The 22,308-nt window shown below is 67.0% G+C and carries 21 protein-coding genes; 9 read left to right on the plus strand and 12 right to left on the minus strand.

Going from position 1 to position 22,308, the window contains the following annotated elements:
• Positions 1 to 70 precede the first annotated feature (70 nt).
• Genes ACFWF1_RS23050 through ACFWF1_RS23065 form a run of 4 tightly spaced genes read right to left on the minus strand, consistent with a single transcriptional unit; the run spans position 71 to position 4,589 of the window.
• The gene (locus ACFWF1_RS23050) at positions 71 to 1,144 is read right to left on the minus strand and encodes an SDR family oxidoreductase (protein ID WP_379287288.1); all 1,074 of its coding nucleotides are present in this window, start codon (positions 1,142 to 1,144) and stop codon (positions 71 to 73) included.
• Positions 1,144 to 2,538: a condensation domain-containing protein gene (locus ACFWF1_RS23055; RefSeq protein WP_379287287.1), complete on the minus strand. Its 1,395-nt coding sequence runs from the start codon at positions 2,536 to 2,538 to the stop codon at positions 1,144 to 1,146. The genes ACFWF1_RS23050 and ACFWF1_RS23055 overlap by 1 nt, the downstream gene beginning before the upstream one ends.
• Complete coding sequence (locus tag ACFWF1_RS23060; protein WP_379287285.1) at positions 2,532 to 3,737, minus strand: M20 family metallopeptidase; 1,206 nt, start codon at positions 3,735 to 3,737, stop codon at positions 2,532 to 2,534. The genes ACFWF1_RS23055 and ACFWF1_RS23060 overlap by 7 nt, the downstream gene beginning before the upstream one ends.
• Positions 3,738 to 3,794: 57 nt before the next feature.
• Positions 3,795 to 4,589 carry a class I SAM-dependent methyltransferase gene (locus ACFWF1_RS23065; protein ID WP_379287284.1) on the minus strand — a complete coding sequence of 265 codons (795 nt, stop codon included), beginning with the start codon at positions 4,587 to 4,589 and terminating at the stop codon, positions 3,795 to 3,797.
• 266 nt (positions 4,590 to 4,855) lie between these two features.
• Here ACFWF1_RS23065 and ACFWF1_RS23070 point away from each other — a divergent pair, with 266 nt between their 5' ends.
• Genes ACFWF1_RS23070 through ACFWF1_RS23100 form a run of 7 tightly spaced genes read left to right on the plus strand, consistent with a single transcriptional unit; the run spans position 4,856 to position 12,695 of the window.
• Positions 4,856 to 6,052, plus strand: coding sequence for an iron-containing alcohol dehydrogenase (locus tag ACFWF1_RS23070; RefSeq protein ID WP_379287282.1), 1,197 nt, complete (start codon positions 4,856 to 4,858; stop codon positions 6,050 to 6,052).
• Positions 6,042 to 7,358: a histidine kinase gene (locus tag ACFWF1_RS23075; protein WP_379287281.1), complete on the plus strand. Its 1,317-nt coding sequence runs from the start codon at positions 6,042 to 6,044 to the stop codon at positions 7,356 to 7,358. The genes ACFWF1_RS23070 and ACFWF1_RS23075 overlap by 11 nt, the downstream gene beginning before the upstream one ends.
• Before the next feature lie 31 nt (positions 7,359 to 7,389).
• A complete protein-coding gene (locus tag ACFWF1_RS23080; protein WP_379287280.1) occupies positions 7,390 to 8,400 on the plus strand; it encodes a C-terminal binding protein in 1,011 nt (336 codons plus the stop codon).
• A gap of 17 nt (positions 8,401 to 8,417) precedes the next feature.
• Positions 8,418 to 9,344: an isocitrate lyase/phosphoenolpyruvate mutase family protein gene (locus ACFWF1_RS23085; RefSeq protein WP_379287278.1), complete on the plus strand. Its 927-nt coding sequence runs from the start codon at positions 8,418 to 8,420 to the stop codon at positions 9,342 to 9,344.
• Complete coding sequence (gene aepY / locus ACFWF1_RS23090) at positions 9,341 to 10,504, plus strand: phosphonopyruvate decarboxylase (RefSeq protein WP_379287277.1); 1,164 nt, start codon at positions 9,341 to 9,343, stop codon at positions 10,502 to 10,504. The genes ACFWF1_RS23085 and aepY overlap by 4 nt, the downstream gene beginning before the upstream one ends.
• Complete coding sequence (locus ACFWF1_RS23095) at positions 10,494 to 11,894, plus strand: aldehyde dehydrogenase family protein (RefSeq protein ID WP_379287275.1); 1,401 nt, start codon at positions 10,494 to 10,496, stop codon at positions 11,892 to 11,894. The genes aepY and ACFWF1_RS23095 overlap by 11 nt, the downstream gene beginning before the upstream one ends.
• A 9-nt stretch (positions 11,895 to 11,903) precedes the next feature.
• Positions 11,904 to 12,695, plus strand: a complete 792-nt coding sequence (locus ACFWF1_RS23100) for an SDR family NAD(P)-dependent oxidoreductase (RefSeq protein WP_379287273.1) — start codon at positions 11,904 to 11,906, stop codon at positions 12,693 to 12,695.
• A 2-nt stretch (positions 12,696 to 12,697) separates the two neighbouring features.
• Here ACFWF1_RS23100 and ACFWF1_RS23105 read toward each other — a convergent pair whose 3' ends face one another.
• The 8 genes from ACFWF1_RS23105 to ACFWF1_RS23140 form a co-directional block, all read right to left on the minus strand.
• Entirely contained in the window at positions 12,698 to 12,919 is a 222-nt protein-coding gene (locus ACFWF1_RS23105) for a phosphopantetheine-binding protein (RefSeq protein WP_379287271.1), read from the minus strand.
• 2 nt (positions 12,920 to 12,921) lie between these two features.
• Positions 12,922 to 14,355: a class I adenylate-forming enzyme family protein gene (locus ACFWF1_RS23110; RefSeq protein WP_379287270.1), complete on the minus strand. Its 1,434-nt coding sequence runs from the start codon at positions 14,353 to 14,355 to the stop codon at positions 12,922 to 12,924.
• Positions 14,356 to 14,361: 6 nt separating this feature from the next.
• Positions 14,362 to 15,681: an aminotransferase class III-fold pyridoxal phosphate-dependent enzyme gene (locus tag ACFWF1_RS23115; RefSeq protein ID WP_379287268.1), complete on the minus strand. Its 1,320-nt coding sequence runs from the start codon at positions 15,679 to 15,681 to the stop codon at positions 14,362 to 14,364.
• A 43-nt stretch (positions 15,682 to 15,724) separates the two neighbouring features.
• Positions 15,725 to 16,477 (minus strand): ABC transporter permease, encoded by a 753-nt coding sequence (locus ACFWF1_RS23120; protein ID WP_379287267.1) that lies wholly within the window; start codon positions 16,475 to 16,477, stop codon positions 15,725 to 15,727.
• Positions 16,474 to 17,409 (minus strand): ABC transporter ATP-binding protein, encoded by a 936-nt coding sequence (locus tag ACFWF1_RS23125; RefSeq protein ID WP_379287265.1) that lies wholly within the window; start codon positions 17,407 to 17,409, stop codon positions 16,474 to 16,476. The genes ACFWF1_RS23120 and ACFWF1_RS23125 overlap by 4 nt, the downstream gene beginning before the upstream one ends.
• The gene (locus ACFWF1_RS23130) at positions 17,400 to 18,539 is read right to left on the minus strand and encodes a serine hydrolase domain-containing protein (RefSeq protein ID WP_379287264.1); all 1,140 of its coding nucleotides are present in this window, start codon (positions 18,537 to 18,539) and stop codon (positions 17,400 to 17,402) included. Before ACFWF1_RS23130 ends, ACFWF1_RS23125 begins: the two co-directional genes overlap by 10 nt.
• Positions 18,540 to 18,585: 46 nt before the next feature.
• Positions 18,586 to 19,524 carry a pantoate--beta-alanine ligase gene (gene panC / locus ACFWF1_RS23135; RefSeq protein WP_379287262.1) on the minus strand — a complete coding sequence of 313 codons (939 nt, stop codon included), beginning with the start codon at positions 19,522 to 19,524 and terminating at the stop codon, positions 18,586 to 18,588.
• Between the two features lie 118 nt (positions 19,525 to 19,642).
• Entirely contained in the window at positions 19,643 to 20,542 is a 900-nt protein-coding gene (locus ACFWF1_RS23140) for a LysR family transcriptional regulator (RefSeq protein WP_379287261.1), read from the minus strand.
• 130 nt (positions 20,543 to 20,672) lie between these two features.
• On the opposite strand from ACFWF1_RS23140, the gene ACFWF1_RS23145 reads away from it, so the two are divergent.
• Positions 20,673 to 21,920, plus strand: a complete 1,248-nt coding sequence (locus ACFWF1_RS23145; protein ID WP_379287259.1) for an MFS transporter — start codon at positions 20,673 to 20,675, stop codon at positions 21,918 to 21,920.
• A 23-nt stretch (positions 21,921 to 21,943) separates the two neighbouring features.
• A complete protein-coding gene (locus tag ACFWF1_RS23150; RefSeq protein WP_379287258.1) occupies positions 21,944 to 22,234 on the plus strand; it encodes an aldo/keto reductase in 291 nt (96 codons plus the stop codon).
• Positions 22,235 to 22,308: the final 74 nt, after the last annotated feature.

The following is a 22,308-nucleotide window of genomic DNA, read 5'->3' on the forward strand; positions in this document are numbered from 1 at the left end:
GGGCGCGGGACGCCCTTTCCACTTGTCATGCGCACAGTATGCACGAACGGCGAATCCGCCGACAACCCGCTCACTTCAGGTACCAGGTGATCAGCCGTTCGACGAGACCTAGATCGCAGACCGCGTCCGGGACCTGAATGGCCGATTCCAGGTTGCGGCGGTCGAATTCGATGCGTTCGAGGAGGTATTTTCCGGTGTACGCCATGCGGGTGGCCACTGCTCTGTCGAGGACTGTGAGGGTGCCGTCGTCCCAATTTTCCGGGGTGACCGGGCGCAGCGTCAGGCCGACGCCGGTGCCGATCATTTCGATCGTTTTCGCAGCGGGGACGCCGACTCGGTCGGTCAGATTGACGATCCGCGGTAGGTCGTCGACCTCGGACAGGGCTAGCAGCCATTCCACGGTAATGTCGATGGGGACGAGGTTTAGTGTCGCGTCACCGCCTATTTGGACCGCGGCATCGCCGCCGGGGAAGCGTTGCGCTACCCGCCGCATATTCGACATGAAGTTGTAAATGCCGAAATCCGAGGTGGTGTGGGCGGTTTTGGATGACCCGACGACCTGCCCGAGCCGGAATACCGCGCCGGTGACACCGTACTCCTGCACGAAATCGCGGAAAACCAGTTCACCGCCGCGTTTGGTCGCCTCGTACACCGTCCGGAACCGGGTGTCGTCGGTGACCGGCAGCCAGTTCTCCTCGGTGGGGGTATCCGAGACCCCGCCGACGTAGGCGGTGCTGATCAGAAAGAATCGAGAACCCGGCTGGGAGTGTTTGACGAACAGCTGCAGTGCCCGCTCGGTTCCCTTGGTATTCACGTCCTGGAGTAGGGCAGGCCGGTTCGGCGAGAGGTCGACCGCGGCAGCGAAATGCCAGAAATCGCAAGGTTCCGCGAAGATCGTGGCCGCTTCGACGTCATCGATGCCCAGGTACTCCTGGGTCAATTCGCAGTCATAGGTCTCGAGGTTCGTGCGGTCGGGTGGCGTCTCCCCGTCGTTGACAGTGGCCGAGTCGAGGGCCTCGGGAACTCGGATTCGCGCCCCTCGGGCAAGGGCTTTCACCCGGATGCCACGCTTGAGCATCTCGCAGATCGTATTACTGGCGACGTATCCGTTCGCGCCGTCGACGACGGCAACTCGCGAGCCCATCAGAGGCTCCACGCAGTGCTGTCGAAGCGGCGATTAATCGTGCCGGCCAACTGCCGCAGAGGAACACCGGGATCCGCCGAAGCCTCGAGGCATAAATCGATGATCGTCGCGCACATGGCGGCGGCCAGTTCGTCGTTCCATAACCGCTGTGCCGCATTGAAAGTCATCGCCATCGCCTCCTGGGTTGCCTTGATCGTGAGCAGGCCGTCGATCGGGAGCACATTCCCCACCGACGTCCGGTGCAGTGCGTAATCCGCTGCCACGCAATCGGGTCCGAACAGTGCCGCACCGACCTCGGTCTTCGGGACATTCAGCATCTGCACCGGAAAAAGCGCGCTGTTCGGATCGATCATCGCGACGGACAGTTCCGGACAGACCTCGAGCACCTCGATGAACGGATACCACTGGAATTGGTAGGCCTTCAGACAGCTCTGCTTGAACGATGCGACGAGATCGGCGAACGCCATGTCCGGCGACCACCGGAACTCGAGCATGAAGGGGTTGAAAAGCATGGCCACCGACTGGTGGAACCGCGGATCCCGCCGCCCGTGACTGAAGGTGGGCATCAGGTACGCGTCGCAATTACCGAGGTGGCCCAACGTGAGGCCGTAAGCCGCGGCGATCACCATGAACGGCGTCACCCGGAGCTTGCCGGACAGCGCGCGGACCGCGGCGATTTCCGGTGGCGTCAAGCCACGATCACCACGGGAGGTGATCGCCTGATGATCCTGCGCCTCGACTGCTCCGGATATCTGCAATATCTCCAGGGAGCCAATGTATTCCGGCCAAAAAGCGCGGGCCGCGTCCGCCTCTGGTGTTTCCAGTGCGGCCAGCTCGTCGAGGACGATCTGCCGATAGTTCACCTCGGGTGGCGTGGGTTTCGGCTCGAGCCCGGCGGCCGCGCGATAGCACCGCCCGATATCGCGCTTCAGCACCTCCAGCGACCAGGCGTCGGACACGCTGTGGTGCACCGTCACCTGGAGCAGCCGCCGCTCCGCCGCGGCGTTCTCCAGCAGCAGCACCCGCAGCAGCGGCGGATGCGCGAGGTCGAACGGCGCGTTGTTGTATTCGACCAGCACCCTGTCGATTTCAGGCTCGTCCCAGGTCCGCGCGGCGGTAGGTGTCACGGTCAGCTCGGGTTCGGCGGCGGAACCGATGACCTGCTCGGCCATCCCCCTGCCGCGGACCACGGCGGTGCGCAGCGCCTCATGTCGCTCGACACACTGGGTGATGGCGTCGAACAACCGATTCCGATCGAGCGGCCCATCGATCGCCAGCCGGAACGAGATATTGAACGCCTCCGCCGCGCCGCCGGGCCGGATCGACTCCAGGAAATCCAGCAGATGCTGCCCCGGCGTCAAGGGCAGCCTGATCTCCCCCGGCAGGCTCACCATCGCGAACCTTGATGCAGGAAGTCATGTGCCGCAACGGCATACGTCAACGCGTACCGCTTCAAGTCACGCACCGCCACCCACTCGTCGGCCATGTGCGCGATCCACTTTCCGCCCGGCCCGTACACCACACTCGGGACTCCGCCGAAATGCGTCAGGATGGTGCCGTCGGTCGTGCCGGGCACGCCGCCGAGGCTGGGCCGGACACCGTTGACGACCTCGTGCGCTCGGACCAGCGCGGTGACAAGTGGTGTGTCCGAGCCTGTTTCGACCCACGGTCGATCATCGATCACCGTGACCGCCGAGCCGATCGCACAGTCGCGCGCCGCGGTATCGACGCACTCGCCGATCCGCTTCAGCAACGTCTCGTGGTCCACGCCGGGGACGGTCCGCACATCCAGGTAGAGCGCGCTCGTCCCGGTGATCGTGTTCATCTGGTCCGCGGTCCCCGCCCGCACCACCGTGGGCGTGATCGAGGGAGCGCCGAGCGGCGGCCGGTTGCCCACCTCCTGGATCAACGTGCTTTCGAGTGTTTCCAGGCCGAGCAGCACCCGGGCCATGGCGGGCAACGTGTTCCGGCCCTGCCACGGCATCGCGCCGTGACTCATCACGCCCGTGAAATCCACGCGGAGCCGGATCGCGCCCTTCGAGATCGGGCACACCTCATCGCCTTCGGGCTCACAGCAGATCACTCCGTCGACGTCCTGGACGAATCCGTTGGCCACCGCCGTCTTGGCCCCCGTCATCATCCCCTCCTCGTCGGCCAGCAGGAGCAGCCGAACCCGGCCGGGGAACGGGCCGGCCAGCTGCAATGCCCTTGTCCCGTACAGCATTGCCGCGACGCCCGATTTCATGTCGGCGGAACCACGTCCGTAGAGCTTCCCGTCGCGGATCTCACCGCCGTAGGGGTCGACGGTCCACTGGTCGAGCTCGCCTTCGGCCACCACGTCCAGATGCCCCTCGAAGGCCAGCGTCGGGCCGTCCCCACCGCCGCCGGTCAGGGTCACCACGATATTCGGGCGGCCACCGGCGTCGAAAAGCTCGGCGCGCCAGCCCCAGTCGCTGATCTTGCCGAGCAGGAAATCGGCGACGGCGCGCTCGCCTCTGCCCTCCTCGTGCAGCGTGTGGGTCCGCACGAGCTGCTGGGTGAACTCGATGAGTTCCCGCTCGTCTATTCCGGCATCCAGCGAAGAGATGTCCACTGTGTGACCCCCAGGCGTCAAGTCTGTCCATGCTACGACGCCCGCTGGTGTCCCGTGCTATATCGCGCCGCTTCGTTCCGCCCTGATCCACGACATGGCCTGCCGGAGTCCGCGCACCTCGCCGTCCGCCGTCACGACGCTCGTCCCGAAGGTGTCGCCGTCGTCAATCTGCCCGAGTGCCAACAACTGTCGCCGGATTTCGACCGCTTCGGCCGCCCCGGCGCCGCCGTCGTCGAGCCATTCGTCCAGCGGCCGGAAACTGGTGGTGCGGTGGCCTTCGATCACGTCCAAGGCGTTGGCGCGCAACAGTTCGATGATCTGGCTCTCGGAGAGCGTGGTGGCGTGCCCCGGGTCTCTGACCCGCTGGATCGCCTCGAGCCGGTCGTGCGCCGCACCGGACAGCCCGGTCACATTGTCCGCGACGATGACCTGCCCGCCCGGTCGCACCACCCGCGCCATTTCGGCGACGACGATGTCCGGGCGTTGAACGTGGTGCAGCGCCCGCGTGCACATGACGAGATCGAATGTGCCGTCCGGGAAAGGCAGCTCCTCGATCAGGGCGACGACCAGATTCGCCTGGCCCCCACCGTCATTGGCGCGCGCCTGCCGCAGCATCTCGACCGACGAGTCGACGCCGACGATCGTCGCGCGCACAGCGACTTTCGCCGCGACGGCGGCCGCGGCACCGGTTCCGGTGGCCACGTCGAGGACCCGCTCGAAAGCCAGCGGGCGGAGCATCTCGGCCAGCAGTTCCCCGTCGAGGCGGCGCGCCTGTCCGCTCGCATATGACTGCGCAATCGTCCCGAACCTCAACTGGTTTCGGGACACCTGCGCGCGGTAGCCATCAGTCATCTGTCACACCTTCGGCGCCGTGCGTGTTGCGGTGACCCCGAGAGCCGGGGCGACGACGAACTCTGATATTCGCCGATATTCACCGGGCCTACGGTACCGTGTATTCACGCAAAACACCGCGTCCGAGCTCCGGGGGGAGATCATCGGGACCGCCCTGTTTCGTGGGCCGGTATGCCGGCCGACGCAGGGTTGCCCGACGTGCTGCCGGCGTCCGTATCGAGGTGCCATGCGGTAGTCACTGGGATCTCGATGGAGGCAGGTGGTCGATGGATGCCGCCGAAGTTCGGCGCAGCACCGTGCTGCTGGACTCGCCTCGCACGATGGTCGGGGTGCAGGCCGCCGAGGTCGCCACCGAGGTGGTGACCGCCGCGGCCGGGACGACGGCCCCGCGGGTAATCGTCATCGCGGGTAGTGGTTTCGCGGTCCGCAGCTGGTCCGAACCGCTGCTGGCGGCACTGCGGGCGTTTCCGCTGCGCCTGGTCGTCCAATCGGGTTTGCCGACACCGGAATCCGTGGCGGAGCTGGCTCGCCAGGTGCGGGCGCATCGCGCCGACGTGGTCGTCACGGTGGGCGGTGGCAGCGTCATGGATGCGGGCAAAGCCGCTGCGGCGCTGTCGATCACACGTGATCCCAGCCCCGAGTCGGTGGTGCGGGCCTGCGCAGAAGAAGCGCACGCCGCAGGCGTGCCACCGGTCATCGCGCTACCGACGACGCCGGGAACGGGAGCCGAGGCGACACCGTTCGCCACCATCTGGCACCGGGATCAGGGCCGCAAGCTCTCCCTGCGCGGGTCCGCCCTGCTGCCCGTGACGGCCGTGCTCGACCCCGATCTCCTGATCGGCCTCCCCGAAGCACATTTCGTCAGCTGCCTGCTGGACACCCTCGCGCAGGGCCTGGAGGGCGCGTGGTCGATCCGCGCCGACGAGCAATCCGAATGGCTGGGCGCCACCGCCTGGGCCCTGTCGGCCGAGCTGCTCGACCGGCCAACGGATGACCTGGGCTCGACCGAACGCCACGCCGCGCTGCTCGCCGGACACCTCGCCGGACGCGCGATCGCCATCGCGGGAACCACTGTGTGCCATGCGATGTCGTACTCGTTGACCTTGCGCCACGGACTCGGCCACGGCCACGCGTGCGGACTCACGCTGGGTTCGGTGCTGCGGTACAACGCACTCGTCGACGACGACTGCACCGACCCGCGCGGCGCCCCGCGCGTGCGCGGCGCCATCACCCGGGTGGTGCGTGCGGCGGGCACGGACAGCGTCGAGGCGCTGGCCCGCAAGATCGAGCAGCTGGCACGCTCACCAGCGCTGCCACCGGCCCCCGACATTCGCCACGACGCAACCCGGATCGCCACCGAAGCACTCGCTTACGATCGCGCGGGCAACAACCCCCGCCGCGTGGATGTGGCGGCCCTGACGCGCCTGCTGGCCGGGACTGCGGAGAGGGATTATGCGCGTTGACAATTACAAGGTCATGCACTGGCTCAACACCAGGAAGGTGACCACCGGACAGGTAGCCGAAACCGTCGGCATCGACCACGCCCACCTGGAGAAGTTGCTGGCAGGCGCCGACGATTGGCCCGACGAGATCGCCGATGCGCTGGCTCGCGCGCTGCAGATCACGCCCGAACAGCTGATCGCCAGCGGCCGCGCCGAGCTGACCGTGCTGGTCCGCACCGCGCAGGAACTGCGCGACACCCGGCGGCCCATTCAGCGCGACGGCATTCATTTCTACAACTACTACACAATGGCGGCGCCGCAAGGTGCGGTCGCGCCGGTCATTCTCGACATTCTGTGTCCCGCCGACCGCGTGCCCGCCCTGAACAATGGGCATCTGGAACCGGCGATCACCATCAATCTCGGTCCCGGCGATATTCACGGGCGATGGGGCGCGGAGCTCACCGAGGCGACCTGGCAGGTGATCCATGCCAACGCCGAGGCCGACGAGTGGATCGTCGGCGACTCCTACGTCGAGCCGTCCTACTGCCCGCACAGCTACTCGCTGGCCTCCGACGTTCCGGCCCGAATCGTCTCCTACACAGGCCAATCCGCACTCGCCGGGCTCATGGAGGACGTCAACGACTGGTCCGATCCCGCCGCAAACGCGATGCTCGGCTGGCTCGACGAAACCCTGACACCGCAGAAGGTGGCCACCCTGCTGCTCGCCCGGCGCGGGCACACCATCGAGTCGGCCGCGACAAAGCTGGGCGTGCTCGAAACCGATCTGGTCGCGGCCCTCGACGAGGGCACAGCCGAGTTGTTGCGCGCGCTCGGGACAACGCTCGGGTTCGACTACCGGCTGCTGATCCGGCCCGCGAGCAGGCACGACGCGGTGGGCAAGACATTCAAGGACATCGAAGAGTGTCGCGCGGAGACACGAAACTTCCAGGGCTATCAGGTCACATCGATGGCTTCCGCCCCGCACTTGCCCGACCTCACCGGACTCTTCCTGCGCGTGGCCGGTGACAGCGGCACGAGCCTGTCCGAACCAGCCGAGTCGCATTACCTCGTGACCGCCGGATCGCCGACGCTGCACTGGACCGGTGCCGACGGGCGCGAAGAACACGCCGAGTTGGCGGTCGACGCGTCGGCCTGGGTGGCCCCCTTCGTGTCCCATCGATGGTCCGGCGACGGTGCGCTGATCAAGCTGGGTTCCGGACGACATCTCGGTTACCTCGACCTGTACGAGCTGACCAATACCTATGCCGCGGTGTCCACTTTGCGGCGCGGCCGCCGGGACAACCGCGGCTGGGGTTACGACTCTTGAGATCCACTTCGCGTCACCAGGGGAGCAAAGATTGCGTGTCGTCTATACCGATCCTGCCTGGGCCCTTGATGATTCGGGCCGACCGGATCTCGAACGGGCCGACATCGAACGAGCGGTCTTCGGCAACGAGATCGACCTGCGTTTAGGGCTGTTCGACAGTCGATACCTGGTGACGGGCCGGGACTTTCACGATCACGTGCGCGGCGCCGACGCCCTGGTGATCTACCGCTGCCAGGTCACCCCGGAGCTCCTAGAGGCGGTCGGGCCGAACTGCCGGGTCATCGCCCGCAGCGGAGTCGGCATCGACAACCTGAACGCCCCGCTGCTGGCCGGCACCGGCATCGTGTCGTTCAACGTCCCCGACTACTGCGTCGACGAGGTCAGCACGCACACCCTCGCCCTGCTGCTCGCGCTGGAACGCAGCGTCTGCACGCAGGACCGACTGGTCAAGTCCGGCCAGTGGAACATCCACGCGGGCGGCGTGCCGCGGCGGGTCGGGACGCGTACCGCAGGCATCATCGGGTTCGGCCGCATCGGCCGCGCGACCGCTCGAAAACTGCAGGCGTTCTACCCGAGGGTCATCGCCTTCGACCCGTACGTGTCGGCCGATCTCATGGCCGGATACGGCGTCACCGCCGCCACCGATCTGGCCGAATTATTCTCCGCCGCAGACGCAGTCGTGATCCACGCGGCCCTGACCGACGAGACCGACCGGCTCATCGACGCCACGGCACTGGCCGACGTCCGGCCCGGCGCCTTCCTCGTCAACACCGCCCGAGGTCGGCTGGTCGACCCGGCCGCCGTGCTCACGGCACTCGACGCGGGCCGGCTCGGCGGTTTCGCCTCGGACGTGTTCACGCCCGAGGATCCCAACGACGATCCGACCGCGCGCAAGCTGCTGACCCGGGACGACGTGGTGGTGTCAGCACACCGCGCGTTTCTGTCGGTGGAATCCGAGCGCAGTTGCCGACGCCGGATCGCCGAGGGAGTCGCCAACGTTCTGGCCGGCGGGCCACCGCCCGCCGAAGGCCGAGTGACCTGATCCGAGAGGCAGTGCACGTGATAGAGAACTTCCCTGTTCAGACCGGATCACCGGCGGAGTTCGCGGCCGGTCTGCGGTTGCGCAAGCTGCTGGCCGAACCCGAGCCGTGCTACCTCATGGGGGCGCACGACGGCCTCAGCGCCCGCATCGCGGCGGAGGCCGGGTTCACCGGGGTATGGGCCTCCGGCCTGTGCATGTCGACCGCGCTGGGTGCCCGGGACAGCGACGAGGTGTCCTGGGGCGAACTGCTCGATCTCGCCGCGCGGGTGGTCGAGGGCGGCGGGGTGCCGGTGCTCGTCGACGCCGACACCGGCTACGGCAATTTCAATACCGCACGGCGGGTCGCCGCGCGGGCCCAGCAGATCGGCGCGGCGGGGATCTGTATGGAGGACAAGGTCTTTCCCAAGATGAACTCCTACTTCGGGGACAGCCATCCGCTGGCGCCGATCGGTGAGATGTGCACCAAGATCGCGGCCTGCCGGGACAAGGTGGACGCCGAGTTCGTGCTCGTCGCGCGGACCGAGGCGCTCATCGCGGGGGCCGGGATGCCCGAGGCGCTGCGGCGGGCCGAGGCGTATCGGCAAGCGGGGGCAGACGCCATCTTCATTCACTCGCGGCAACGAACCATCGACGAGATCGCCGAGTTCACCAGGGAATGGGATGCTCGACTGCCGTTGGTGATCGCGCCGACCACCTATCACACGGTCCCCAAGGCGACGTTCGCCGAGCTGGGCATCGGCGCGGTGATCTGGGCCAACCAGGCCATGCGGGCGGCGGTGGCGGCGATGCGGGAGGTGTGCCGGGCGCTACTCGCCGACGGGGCGACGGCGGTGGAGCCGAATATCGCCTCGCTGGCAGAAGTGTTCGCGCTCATGGGTTATCAGGACCTGGAGGTCGATGAGGCGCACTACGCGGCGTTGGCGAAGAAGTGGGTGGATTCGTGATCGACGCCGGCGAACTGCTCGGCGGGCTCGTCGGGCGGGGCGTGGCCGATGTTGTCGGCGTGCCTTGCTCGTACCTGACCCCGCTCATCAACCGGGTGGCGTCCGGGTCTGCCGCGCGGTATCTGCCGGTGACGCAGGAAGGTGAGGCGGTGGCGATCGCCGCGGGCAGCTGGCTGGCCGGCGCCACCGCGTGTGTCATCGCCCAGAATTCGGGCCTCGGCAACATGGTCAATCCGTTGACGTCGCTCAATTACCCTGGGCGCATTCCGGTTCCGTTGATCGTCAGCTGGCGCGGGGAGCCGGGACACCCGGACGAGCCGCAGCACGAGCTGATGGGGACGATCATGCCCGGGCTGCTGGATATCCTGCGGGTCGGTCACGCGGTGGTGCCCGATGAGGCCACTGAACTGGATGCGTGCCTGGATGCCGGTTGGGCCGAAATGAACCGGGAACAACAGCCTTTCGCGTTCATACTGCGTGATGGTGTGCTGAACTCGGAGCAATTGGCAGAGCCACCGCTGCCTGCTCCGGTGGTGGCGACGGTCAGCCGTTCGCGCAAGGACCGGGATGCGCCTGCCCGGATGGCGGCGCTGGAGTGCCTGCTCGGATCGCTCGTCGATTCGGCTGCCGTGGTGTCGACTACCGGTAAAACCAGTCGTGAGCTGTATGTACTGGCCGACCGGCCGCAGCATTTCTATCTGGTCGGTGCGATGGGATCGGCGAGTGCCGTTGGGCTCGGAGTAGCGCGGCACACTCCTCGACCCGTGGTCGTCATCGACGGGGACGGTGCGGCGCTCATGCGGCTGGGCACGCTGGCAACCGTCGGAGCGCACGGTGCGGCCAACCTGGTACATGTATTGCTGGACAACAGAGTTCACGACTCCACCGGTGGTCAGCTGAGCCTGGCCGGTCAGGTCGACTTCCCCGCCTTGGCGCGGGCTTGCGGATATGCCCGCGTGTACGACTGTGCCGACCTGGCCGAATTCGGCGACGCCGTCAAGGCCGCGCAGGTCGAGCACGGGCCGACATTCATCTATCTGATGATCCGACCGGGATCGATCGCGAAGCTGGGCCGCCCGTCGGTCGGTCCGTCGGAGGTGGCGAGGCGGTTCCGGGATTTCGTGAACACGAACCTCGAGGACGTGAATCATGTTTCGTGACGGCGCATTACAGCCCGCATTCGATCAACTCACCGTGCGTAACCCCTGGACCGGGGAGAGCGTCGGCGTGGTCGCGCGCGACACCGTTACTCAGCTGGACGAGGCGGTGCGGAGCCTGCGCGCGGCCTGGCGACCGCTGCGGGCGGACCGGCGGGCCGCGATCCTCAGTGCCACGGCCGATCTGATCCGGGCGCGATCCGGCGAGCTGGCCGAACTGATCTCTCGCGAGTCCGGCGTGTGTATTGCCGAGACACGCAAGGAGACCGAGCGGGCCGCCGCCAACCTCGTCGTCGCCGCGACCGAGACCGAGCGGCTGCGTGGCGAGAGCATCCCGGTGCCGGGCCAGGATCGGTTGGCGCTCACCCTCTTCGAGCCGATCGGGATCGTCGCGGCGATCACGCCGTTCAACCGGCCACTCAATCAGGTCGTCGTGAAGGTGGCGCCTGCCGTGGCCGCAGGCTGCGCGGTCGTGCTGAAACCCTCGGAGAAGACCCCGCTTACGGCCCTGGCCTTCGCCGAGATCCTGCTCGAGGCCGGGCTTCCGCCCGAAAACCTGGTTGTCACAACGGGTGAGCCCGGTGTCATCGGTTCCGCGCTCGCCAGTCATCCGGACGTCGACATGGTCACCTTCACCGGTTCGGCGAGTACCGGGCTGACGGTGTCGCGGGCGGCGGCGGGCAAGAAGGTCCTGCTGGAACTGGGCGGAAACGATCCGCTGATCGTGCTGCCCGATGCCGATCTCGGCCTCGCGGTGCAATTGGCGGGCCAGGGTGCCTTCGCTACCGCCGGACAGTCCTGTCGCGGGATCAAGCGGGTGATCGTCGTGGGTGACGTGGCCGACGAGCTCGTTGCCGGGCTGGTCGAGGAGGCTCGGCGCAAACGGGCGGGCGACCCGCTCGATCCGGCGACCGATGTCGGGCCGCTCATCAGCGAGGACGCGGCCGTCACCGTGGAACGACGGATCGCCGACGCGGTGGCCGCGAACGCGAAACTGCGGTACGGCGGGGATCGGCGCGGTTCGCTCATCACGCCCGCTGTGCTCGATCAGGTGCCCGCCGACGCCGAATTGGTGGTCGAGGAGACATTCGGTCCGGTGGCACCGGTCATCCGGGTCGCCGACACGGCGGAAGCGATCCGGGTCGCCAACGGGACCCGGTACGGGTTGCAGGCCGGCGTGATCACCGCCGACGTCGGCCAGTTCACCAAGATCGCCGAGGCGCTCCGGGTCGGCGCCGTAAACCTCAATGCGGGACCGCATTTCGATTCGCCGCACATCCCGTTCGGCGGCGTAAAGTCCAGCGGTATCGGCCGCGAGGGCATCCCCTATTCCATCCGGGAGATGAGCACCATCAAGACCGTCACGCTCCCCTACCCCCTACAGCAAGGTTAGGACGAACTGATGCCCGCCGAACCGGATGCCAATCCCAACTATCAGACGCTTTTTCGGCTCGAAGGAAAACGCGCCCTCGTGATCGGCGCGGGCAGCGGCATCGGGCGCGAATCGGCGCTCGCCCTCGGGGCGCTCGGCGCGGAGGTGGTGTGTGCCGACATCGACCTCGAGCGGGCCGAGGAGACCGCCAAGCTGGGCGGGCTTGCCACCGCCATCCAGCTGGATGTGCGGGATGCGGACGCCGTCGAAGCGGCCGCCGCCACGCTGCCGGAGCTGGACGTGCTCGTCTTCACCACCGGGCGCAACGTCCGCAAGCGGCTGCTCGATTACGCGGTGGACGAATTCGATTCCGTCGTCGACCTGAACCTGCGCGGCGCCTTCCACATTCTGCGGGCGTTCGGTAGGGGCATGGTCGCGCGCGGGGGTGGTTCGATTATCGGGATGTCCTCGATCCGGGCCATCACGGTGGAACCCGGGCAGGCCGTGTACGCGGCGACGAAAGCGGCGCTGCTCCAGCTGATTCGCGGGGCGGCCGCGGAGTTCGGTCCGGCCGGAGTCCGGGTGAACGCGGTGGCGCCCGGGGTGGTGCGTACCCCGCTGACCGACCCGATCTTCTCGGTGCCGGAGTGGCAGGAGGCGTACGCGTCGAAGAGTGCGCTCGGCCGGTGGGCGCAGCCGAGCGAAATCGCCGGGGCGGTCGCCTTTTTGGCGGCGGACGCGTCCAGCTTCGTCACCGGGACGATGCTGTACGTCGATGGCGGCTGGACCGCTATCGACGGCCGCTATGAGCCGCCGCGCTGAGCCTACGAATCGACAAGCAGTACCGCGTCTTTGACAAAGGTGCCCATGTCGGGCGCCTCGAACAAGAGGTTCATCGGGAGCTCGGTGGCGAATTCCGCACGCAGCGCGGACATCAGCTCACCGGCGAGTAGTGAGTCGCCGCCGAGTTCGTAGAAGTTCGCGGTCGGTTCGGTGTAGCCGGTGCCGCAGACGCGGCCGACGACCACCCATATTCGGTCCTGCATGCTCAGTCCTTTCGCCGCAGTTTGCCGGACGGGGTCCGGTGCACGTCGTCGACGATCTCGATAGCCCGTGGTGTCTGGGCTCTGGTCAGCTCCGCGCGGCAGCTGCGCCACAGTTCGTCCGAGACCTGTTCCGCGTCACTACCATTCAGGCTGACCTCGGCATACACGACCTCGCCGAGCGCGGGATCGGGCATGGCGTGGACGCGGACATCGCGGACGGCGGTGTTGCGTTCCAGGACTCGTTCGATGTCGCGCGGAAAGACCTTGACGCCACCGACGTTGATGGCGTCGTCCTTGCGTCCGACGAACGTCACGTAGCCTTCGGCATCCTGCCACGCGAGGTCGCCGACGCTGAAATGCCCCGCCGACTCCGCCAGTTTCGGACCGGTGCCGAGATACGTTGGCTGCCCGGCATTCTCGTCGGACATGAACAGCTCCCCGGTGGTACCGACCGGCACCTCCTGCCGGAACTCGTCCAAGATCCGAATCGAACAGTGGCTCGGGCGTCCGACGGAGCCGGGATGCGCCAGCCACTCGTCCCCGCGGATGCTGAGGACGCCGATCCGTTCGACGCTGCCGTATTCCTCGTACACCCTGGTCGGTTCGACCAGTTCCAGCCAGCGGCGTTTCACCGACTCCGGGCACCGCGCGGCGGTGTGCACGACCAGTCGGAGCGAGGCGAACCAGCTGCTGTCCATGCCGGACGCTTCGATGAGCGTGCCCAGCTGTGCGGGCACGGTCCGAAACACCTCCACCCGTTCGGATTTGAGCAGCTCCAGGAACAGCTTGGGCGACGCGTTACCCGGGATGATGATGCGGTGGCCCAGCGCGAGTCCGTGGTAGAGCGCGCCGAAACCCGCGTGGTAGAGCGGGAGTCCGACGATTTGGGTCTGGCCGTAGGCCATTCCCCGGTCGCGCTCCTTGCTACTGAGCGGTCCCGACTCGGGGTAGGCCCACGGACGGTTTCTGACGATGAGTTTGGGCACGCCGGTGGTGCCGCCGGACAACGACACCGATCTCGGCAGTCCATCTGTCGGGAGATTCGAATTCGGTTCTCCACGTTGATGATAGGAAATCAGGTCCAGATCGCTACCTTCGACCACCCAGCCGCGCGGATAGCGGTCGACGATGTCGCGCTTCGCCGCATCCGGCCATCGGTGGTCCACCGGGATCACCGCGACGCCTATCTCCCACAGCGCCAGCGTTGCCACGACGTGACCGATGCCCGGCGGAAGCGCCACCGCGGCAACGTCTCCCGAGCCGAGGCCGCTCTCGCGGTAGGCGTCGGCCCGCTCGTGCATGCTGGTCACGAGTGCGCGCCAAGTGATCTCATCGCTGGTGGCAGCGGTGAAGCCGCAGACTACTACGGCGCATTCCAGCGGCCGTTCCGCCGCCGACTTCGCGACGAGCTCACAGATCGAAACCTTGCCTGCCATGCCGCATCATCCGTTGCTGACGACGTATTCGTCGGCAATGCGCAAGGCATCATCCAACAACGCCATGCCTTCCCGGATCTCCGCTTCATCGATGATCAGCGGCGGGCACACCAGGATGAGGTTCCAGTGGGTGAGCAGGTACAGGCCGTTACGGAAGGCCTCGGCGGTCAGCCGCGTCATCGGTTCGGCGGCCGCACTGTCGGGGTTGAACGGCACGAGCGGCTCCTTGGTCGCGCGGTTGATGACCAGTTCGAGGCCCCAGAAACAGCCGCTGCCGCGGATATCGCCGATCGAGGGATGCCGGTCGGCCAGCTTGCGAAGTTCCGCCTCGATCAGCGGTCCCAGCCGGTCCGCGCGCTCGATGAGCCGTTCTTTGTGATAGACGCCCAACGCGGCGACCGCTGCCGCGCAGGCGACGGGGTGGGCGCTGTGGGTCAAGCCGTAGGGGAAGACCGAGTCCTGCAGCCAGCCGGACAGCCGGTCGCTGACGGCGACGGCCGCGAGGGGCAGATAACCGGCGGTCAACCCCTTGGCGCAGGTGATGATATCGGGGACGACGTCCCAGCGGTCGCAGGCGAACCAGCTTCCGGTGCGGCCGAATCCGGTCATCACCTCGTCGAAGATCAGCATGATGCCGTGTTCGGTGCACACCTCGCGGATCGCCCGCAGGTAACCGTCGGGCGGGACGATCACACCGTTGATGCCGGTGACCGGCTCGATGATCACCGCCGCCACATTCTCCGCGCCTTCGTACTGGAGCAGTTCCCTGAGATGCGGCGCGCCCGAGCACACCGGGCACGGCGTGGGATGGCCCGCCGGGCAACGGTAGGTGTACGGGTCGAGCATCCGTACTACGCCAGGCATTCCGGGTTCGCCGACCCACCGGCGCGGCTCACCGGTCAGCGTGAGCGCACCCGCCGTACTGCCGTGATACGAGCGGTAGCGCGCGATGACCTTGCTGCGGCCGGTGTAGGCCCGGGCCAGCCGGATCGCGGCCTCGTTGGCTTCAGTTCCGCTGCAGGCGAAGAAGAATGAGTTGAGGTCACCCGGCGTGACCTCGGCGAGGCGATCCGCCAACTCCTCGACCACCTCGATATCCCATGGGCGCCCAAGCGTCGCCGCGGTGGCCACCTGCTTCTGCACGGCCTCTTGGACCTCGGTGCGACTGTGTCCCAGGTTGGCGTTGACGAGTTGGGAGCCGAAGTCGAGGTAGGACCGTCCGGCGGCGTCGAAGAAGCGGCAGCCGTCGCCGCCGACGATTCTCGGTGGCGGTTCCACACCCTGCCGCGACCACGACTGGATAACCCGTCCGCTGGACTCTCCCATGTGAGACACCTCCGATTACCTTGGTACTGCTACGATTCCGGCCTCAGCGAATGGCGACGCGACGCTGGCTGCCCGGGTCGAAGGCGAACGTCGCGATGATCGATAGGACGCTCGCCCACCCGCTGAGCACGAGCAGGTTCGGCGCGATGCTCGCGAGGCCGCCGTGCTGCGCGAGCACACTTTTCATGCCGTCCACCGCCCAGTACTGCGGGGTCAGCGGGGCGAGCGGACGATTCCACGCGGGCATCAGCCGGACCGGCACCACCGCGCCGCCGACGGCACCCATGCCGAGAACGACCAGCTGGCAAAGGTTTTGCATGGCCGAGACGTTGCGGGTGAGCGAGATCAGCACCAGGCCGAGGGCGATGGCGGTCCAGGCGATGGTCAGGATGAGGACTACCAGGGCGAGTAGCGATCCGTTGATGCTGCCGCCGAACAGGATTCGCCCGGTGACGATCAGCAGCGCCATCTGCACGGTCGAGAGGATGAAGTAGGGGATCGCGAGCTGGATCGCCATCACTCCCCTGGACAGGCCGCTGGTTCGTACCAAACTCCATGCCCCGGAGGCGTGTTCGCGGTAGTGCGAGGTGCCCATGAACATCATGACGTAGAAGCCGAACATGATCGTGAAGCCGGGGACCGTCTGGTTCGCCCCCGCGCCGCCGGTGATTCCGGCGAAGGCGTCGCTGAGCAGGGCCTGCATCAGGAGCGGGGCGGCGAAGAGGAAGACGAACAGGGTGGGGTCCTGACGCCAGGTCGCCAGCTCTTTTCGGAGGAAAGCCCAGGTGATCGTCATAGCTGACGCTCAATGACCTGCAGGAACGCGTTTTCCAGGGAGATCGGAACCGCGCGCACATCCTTGATCGGGAGATTGCTCTCGTCGAGCAGCCGGACGATCGTGGGGAACAGGTCGGCTTGCGGCGTTCCGACCCGAACACGCCTGCCGTGCACCGTAATACCACTCTCAGGCAGTGCATCGCGCAGGAGAGCCGCCACGGCAACCGCCTCGTCGCTGACGATCTCGCAGTACGGGCTGGCATGTTCGGCGACAAAGCTTTTCACGTCGGCCGTGACCAGGATGGACCCGTCATCGAGCACACCGATTCTGTCGCAAAGGATTTCGGCCTCGTCCAGGTGGTGGGTCGTGTAGAGGATGGTCGAGCCTTCGCCGCGTAGTTCTCTGAGCAGGTGGTGGATGGCGTGACGAGAGTCGATGTCGACGCCGGTGCTCGGTTCATCCAGAACCATCAGCGGCGGCGAATGCACGATTCCCATGCCGATCGTCAGTCGGCGGCGCTCGCCGCCGGACAGGTGCGCGCCGCCGCGATTCGCGATCGAACCGAGCCCGAGACGCTCCATCACCTCGGCCGCGCTGCGCTGCGCGGTGGCGCGGGGCATCCCGCGCACCACCGCGGCGAAATGCAGGTTCTGCCATACCGTCATCGCCAGGTAGACCGTATTGTCTTGCGGGACATAGCCGATGCGGCGACGCAGCCGTCTGCCGTGCCTGCGCACGTCGGTGTCGAATACCTCCACCCGGCCCGCGGTCGGCTTCACCAGGCCACAAATGATGTCGAGAGCAGTCGATTTTCCCGCACCATTGCGGCCGAGAAGGCCGAAGATCTCGCCGCGCCCGATCGCTATGTCTACGTTGTTCAACGCGACTACAGAGCCGTACGTCTTGCGTAAGCCCGCAACTCGGACAACCGGTTCGTCGGCTACGTCCATGACGTGGCCTGGTGTCGCGTCACGATCGAACGGACCAGATCCCGATAGTGGACGGCTCGCCCGTAGCACTGGGTCATCAGGACCGCGCCCACGCCGCTGGGGATGTGGTGCACGAAGCTGGTGGCGGCGCGACCCAACCAGCCGACAGTCTGGGCGTGCGGGTCGAGCGCCTCCCAGGTCGGATCGCTGCTCGGTACGTGCAGACCGTAGGCGAAACCGTAGCCAGGACCCGGGATGTAGTCGGGGCCGCCACCGGCCAGCGGCCCGATCTGATCGAAGAAAAGGTGCCGAGTGATGGGGCCCAGAGCCGGAATGGCAAGTCGGCCGTCGTCGTCAGGAGCCAACGCGCACAACAGCTTTGCGAAGTCGATGGCGGTGGAATAGCCGCCCGACCCGGCCGACAGCCAGGCCGGTCGTTCCTGGTGCGTCACGAGTCCGGGCGGTGTGACGAACGGCTGCGCGACGCGGTCCAGATCCGCTGCCCGGACACTGAATCCGGTGTCGCGCAAGCCAAGTGGGCGGCAGACCCGCTGATCGACGATCTCGTCGAGTGGCCGGTTGTCGGCTACCTCGAGGATGCGGCCGAGGACATCCATGGCCATGCCGTACTCCCACACGGTCCCGGGATCGGCGGCGAGCGGCTGGCACGCCACTTTCCGCACGACTTCGTCCAAAGTCGGTAGCTCGGACCGATGGTCGTATTTCTGCAGCTCAGCCTGCTCGTAGTACGGTTTGATGTTCGCCGAGGTGTGATAGCCGCCGCCGATGCCCGCCGTCTGTCGCATCAGGTCCTCGACCAGCAGCGGTCGCCTCGGCGGTCGCAGTGCGCCTGCCTCCTCGACGCGGGTGTCGGTGAAGTACGGCAGCCACTCAGCGACCGGATCCGCCAATCGGAGCCGGCCTTCGGCCACCATCAGCAGCGTTGTCAGCGCGGTGAAGACCTTCGTCATCGAGTAGATGCGAAAAATGGCGTCGCCCGGCATCGGTCGCGAGCTGTCCGGATCGAGGGTGCCGACGGCCTGGAAGTCGATCAACGACCCGTGCTCCGTGATCGCGAGGACCGCGCCCGGTATCCGGCGCGCCGCGACATCGGCCGATACGGCCTCCAGCAGCTCCGTCATCATGTCCATAGTCGCCTCCCGCGCCCCCGGACGCCCCACTTATCTTCCAGGACGCCTATACCGCCACGTTGTCGATCAGGCGAGTACTTCCGACCCACATCGCCGCCACCAGCCGGTTGCCGGAGCCCGCCACGCGGACCGGGTCAAGCGTCTCGCCGTCGACCAGCTCCAGGTAGTCGATCCGCTGTACGCCGGCCTCCGTCAAGGCCGCACGCCCCTCGGCGAGCAGCGCGGCAACCGCCCCGGTGTCGGCGCGCAGCTTCGGCGCGAGCTCCGACAAGACCCGGAACAGCGACGCCGCGATCGGCCGCTCGGCCTCAGCAAGGTAGGCATTTCTCGATGAGAGCGCCAAACCGTCCGACTCCCGCACGGTCGACACAGCCCGCACCTTGAGCGGCAACCCCAGGTCGCGGACCACCGCCCGCAGCACCACCAATTGCTGAAAATCCTTCTCCCCCAAATACACCGCCGTCGGCGCGAGCAGAATCAGAATCTTCGACATCTCGGTGGTGACGCCGGCGAAGTGGGTCGGCCGCCCCTCGCCACACAGCACACCCGACAGCCGAGGCACCGCGACCGTCAACCCGAAACCGGGCGGGAACAGCTCATCCGCCGTCGGCAACCACGCGATGTCGGCCTCGACTTTCTCGCAGAGGGCCAGGTCCCGTACTTCGTCCCGCGGATAGGTGTCGAAGTCCTCGTCCGGCCCGAATTGCAGCGGATTCACGAAGATAGACGCCACCACCACGTCATCCCGCCCCTTCGCCGCACGGACCAGCGACAGGTGCCCCTCGTGCAGCGCACCCATCGTAGGCACATAGCCGATGCTTTTACCCTGCGCGCGAGGTTCCGCCAGGGCACGCTGTAGCTCCGCAGTACTTCTGACAATGATCATCGCGGCGCGTTCCTCAGCAGCACGGCTCGCGGCCGTGGACGTAGCCAGTCCCCCACGCTCGATACATCCGCCGATCCTAACAAGGAGTCCGGCCCCCATTCTCGAATTCGGCTCACTCCGAACGGTTTTCGGCAGAATCCGAGTCGCTCGCTCCCCATTTTCCCACGGAACCCGACACAAGCGATCCCCCCGACCGGGTGTGAAGTCGAGCGGATTGTTATTGGCCCGGTGTGCTCTCCAATGCTTCGAACACCATGGTCGACAAAACCTTCGCCGCCGTCCCGAGTTCCCGGTCCCGGGGCACCGCCAGGCTCATGCGCCAGGCGAGGTCGGTTCCGGTGAGGGCGAGGGACCGGACAGCCGGGTCCGCGCGGGCGAACGCCGCAGGCAGGATCGCGATGCCGAGCCCCTGACGCACGTAGTCGGCGACGACGCTGCCGTCACCGAGTTCGATGGAGACGTTCCTGGTCAGGTCCGCCGCGGCGAACGCGCGGTCGACCACAGCTCTGCTGCCGAAGCCTTGTTGAAGGTCCACGAATGTCTCGCCCTCCAGTTCTTCCAGTCGCACGGAACGTTTTTCGGCGAGCGGATGGGCGGACGGGACGAGCAGGCGCATCGGGAAGGAACGCAGTTCGGTGAGCCGGAGCTTACGGCCGAACGGGCCGGGCTCGGACAGGATCGCCACGTCCAGCTCCCCGGCGACGACGGCGGCGGCGAGCTCCCGGGAGCCGCCGGCCCGGTGACTCAAGCGCAGGCGTACCTCGGGGTGTTCCGCGTGCATCCGGCCGAGCACGGCGGGCAGGTCGAGCCAAGGCACCGAGGCCATCAACCCCAACCGGACTTCGCCGCCGACGGTGCCACGGACCGCGTCGATCGCATCGACCGTCTCGCGCACGCTGTCCAGGATCACCCGCGCCCGGGGAAGCAGGGCGACCCCGGCTTCGGTCAGTGCCACCTCGCGGGAGGTGCGTCGGAGAATCTCGGTGCGGAGTTCCCGTTCCAGCGTCTTGATGGCTGCGGAGACCGCGGACTGCACCACGTGCAGGCGCGCGGCCGCCCTGGTGAAACTGCGTTCCTCGGCGACGGCGACGAAGTACTCGAGATGCCTGAGCTCCATCGGTCAACTATCTCAAAAAGTGATAGTTGGCAGAAGAATCAATCGTTGGACGTGACTGCTCGCTGGCTCGAGGATGGAGTCGGCGGGGCCAGACCGACCGCCGCGATTCCTCGGAAAAGAGTGCGAAGCGATGACGACTGTGTCCCTCGACCAGCAGGAGAAGTCCGCCGAACAGCCGGACTCCCGCAGGCACAACACCGGCTTCTGGCTGGTGACCGCGGCCTTCTGCGCGGCCATGGCATTCTCGACGGTGCCGACGCCGCTCTATCCGCTCTACGCGCGACAACTCGGCCTGTCTCCGTTGACGCTCACCATCGTTTTCGCCGTCTACGGCGTCGGCGTCATCGTCAGTCTGTGCACCGTCGGGCACGTGTCGGATTGGATCGGCAGACGGCGGGTGCTCACCCTCGCGCTCGGCACGGAGGTGCTGGCCGCGGTGGTGTTCATCCTGCCGCCACAGCTGCCGCTGTTGATCGCCGGGCGGCTGATCACCGGGTTGGGGGTCGGCGCGATCACCGCGACGGCGACCGCGTACCTGCACGAGCTGCACGTGGTTGCCCGACCCCGGGACGGGGTGAAACGCTTCGAAATCGCCTCGCCCGCAGCGAATATCGGCGGACTCGGGGTGGGCGCGCTGGTGGCAGGCGTGCTCGCCGAATGGGCTCCGTGGCCGTTGCGGACCTCGTACTTGGCGTTCGCGGTGTTCATGATCCTGGTGATCGCGGTGCTGGCTCGGTTCGTGCCGGAAACTGTGTCCGTGCCGCGGTCGCTGCGACCGACCTACCGCCCGCAGCGGGTGTCCATCGTCGGAGCCAAGCTCGGCTGGGGTGTCGCGGCGGGCAGCACCTTCGCCGCGTTCGGAGCCTTCGGCTTGTTCGCTTCGCTCGCCCCGGTTTTCCTCGCCGGAACGCTGGGGCAGACTTCGCGCGTATTGGCCGGCGGCGTGGTGTTTTTGGTGTTTGCCAGCGCGCCCGTCGCCCAGCACCTGGCCATGGCGTTGCCAGTGCTGACCCGTCTCGTGACAGGGCTGATCGGTGCCGTCGCCGGGCTTGGCCTCCTGGTCGCCGCCATGCTGGCGGGCAATCTGCCGCTGTTCCTGGCAGCGGGCGTGGGGAGCGGAGCCGGAGCCGGCGTCCTGATCCAGTCCGCCGTCGCCCGCACCGTGCGCACCGCCGCCGCCGCGAACCGTGGCGAGGCAATAGCTGGACTATTCGTCCTCGGCAACGCCGGGTTGATCCTTCCGGTGGTCGGCATGGGCGTCGCGACCCAATTCGTCGACACCCGAATCGCGATGACCGGTTTCGCAGGTGTGCTCATCGCCCTGCTGGTCTGTCTCGCTGTTGGCACCCGCGGCATGCGCGACATCACGGCGCGATGACTTCACCGCAAGGGAACAAACACATGACAATCCACGTGACAGCGGGACTGCCCGGCGGCAGCTACCGGGTAGCCGACCTCGATCTCAGCCGAATGGGCTACGGCGCAATGCAACTCGCCGGACCCGCCGTGTTCGGGCCACTCAAGGATCGCGACGGCGCGATCGCCGTGCTGCGCGAAGCCGTCGAACTCGGCATCACCCACCTCGACACCGCCGACTTCTACGGTCCGCACATCACCAACGAGATCATCCGCGAAGCGCTGTGGCCATATCCGCAGTATCCGAGCAGATACTGGTTTCGCCTCCTCCGATAAGGAGGTCTCGACAGGCAACATCCGTCTGGGGACGAAGGTCGAGCTGGTTATCGAGTCCCGCCACGGTAACCACC

This window comes from Nocardia sp. NPDC060255 (genome assembly GCF_042727395.1).
Lineage (GTDB): Bacteria > Actinomycetota > Actinomycetes > Mycobacteriales > Mycobacteriaceae > Nocardia.

Bases quoted from the DNA above. Each gene is read 5' to 3' on its own strand.
- ACFWF1_RS23055 (WP_379287287.1), bottom strand. From the start codon at position 2,538: ATGGTGAGCCTGCCGGGGGAGATCAGGCTGCCCTTGACGCCGGGGCAG.
- ACFWF1_RS23115 (WP_379287268.1), bottom strand. From the start codon at position 15,681: ATGGGAGAGTCCAGCGGACGGGTTATCCAGTCGTGGTCGCGGCAGGGT.
- ACFWF1_RS23130 (WP_379287264.1), bottom strand. From the start codon at position 18,539: ATGGACATGATGACGGAGCTGCTGGAGGCCGTATCGGCCGATGTCGCG.
- ACFWF1_RS23150 (WP_379287258.1), top strand. From the start codon at position 21,944: ATGACAATCCACGTGACAGCGGGACTGCCCGGCGGCAGCTACCGGGTA.
- ACFWF1_RS23125 (WP_379287265.1), bottom strand. From the start codon at position 17,409: ATGGACGTAGCCGACGAACCGGTTGTCCGAGTTGCGGGCTTACGCAAG.
- ACFWF1_RS23095 (WP_379287275.1), top strand. From the start codon at position 10,494: ATGTTTCGTGACGGCGCATTACAGCCCGCATTCGATCAACTCACCGTG.
- panC (WP_379287262.1), bottom strand. From the start codon at position 19,524: ATGGGGGCCGGACTCCTTGTTAGGATCGGCGGATGTATCGAGCGTGGG.
- ACFWF1_RS23120 (WP_379287267.1), bottom strand. From the start codon at position 16,477: ATGACGATCACCTGGGCTTTCCTCCGAAAAGAGCTGGCGACCTGGCGT.
- ACFWF1_RS23075 (WP_379287281.1), top strand. From the start codon at position 6,042: ATGCGCGTTGACAATTACAAGGTCATGCACTGGCTCAACACCAGGAAG.
- ACFWF1_RS23100 (WP_379287273.1), top strand. From the start codon at position 11,904: ATGCCCGCCGAACCGGATGCCAATCCCAACTATCAGACGCTTTTTCGG.
- ACFWF1_RS23070 (WP_379287282.1), top strand. From the start codon at position 4,856: ATGGATGCCGCCGAAGTTCGGCGCAGCACCGTGCTGCTGGACTCGCCT.
- ACFWF1_RS23110 (WP_379287270.1), bottom strand. From the start codon at position 14,355: ATGGCAGGCAAGGTTTCGATCTGTGAGCTCGTCGCGAAGTCGGCGGCG.
- ACFWF1_RS23105 (WP_379287271.1), bottom strand. From the start codon at position 12,919: ATGCAGGACCGAATATGGGTGGTCGTCGGCCGCGTCTGCGGCACCGGC.
- ACFWF1_RS23050 (WP_379287288.1), bottom strand. From the start codon at position 1,144: ATGGGCTCGCGAGTTGCCGTCGTCGACGGCGCGAACGGATACGTCGCC.
- ACFWF1_RS23140 (WP_379287261.1), bottom strand. From the start codon at position 20,542: ATGGAGCTCAGGCATCTCGAGTACTTCGTCGCCGTCGCCGAGGAACGC.
- ACFWF1_RS23145 (WP_379287259.1), top strand. From the start codon at position 20,673: ATGACGACTGTGTCCCTCGACCAGCAGGAGAAGTCCGCCGAACAGCCG.
- ACFWF1_RS23065 (WP_379287284.1), bottom strand. From the start codon at position 4,589: ATGACTGATGGCTACCGCGCGCAGGTGTCCCGAAACCAGTTGAGGTTC.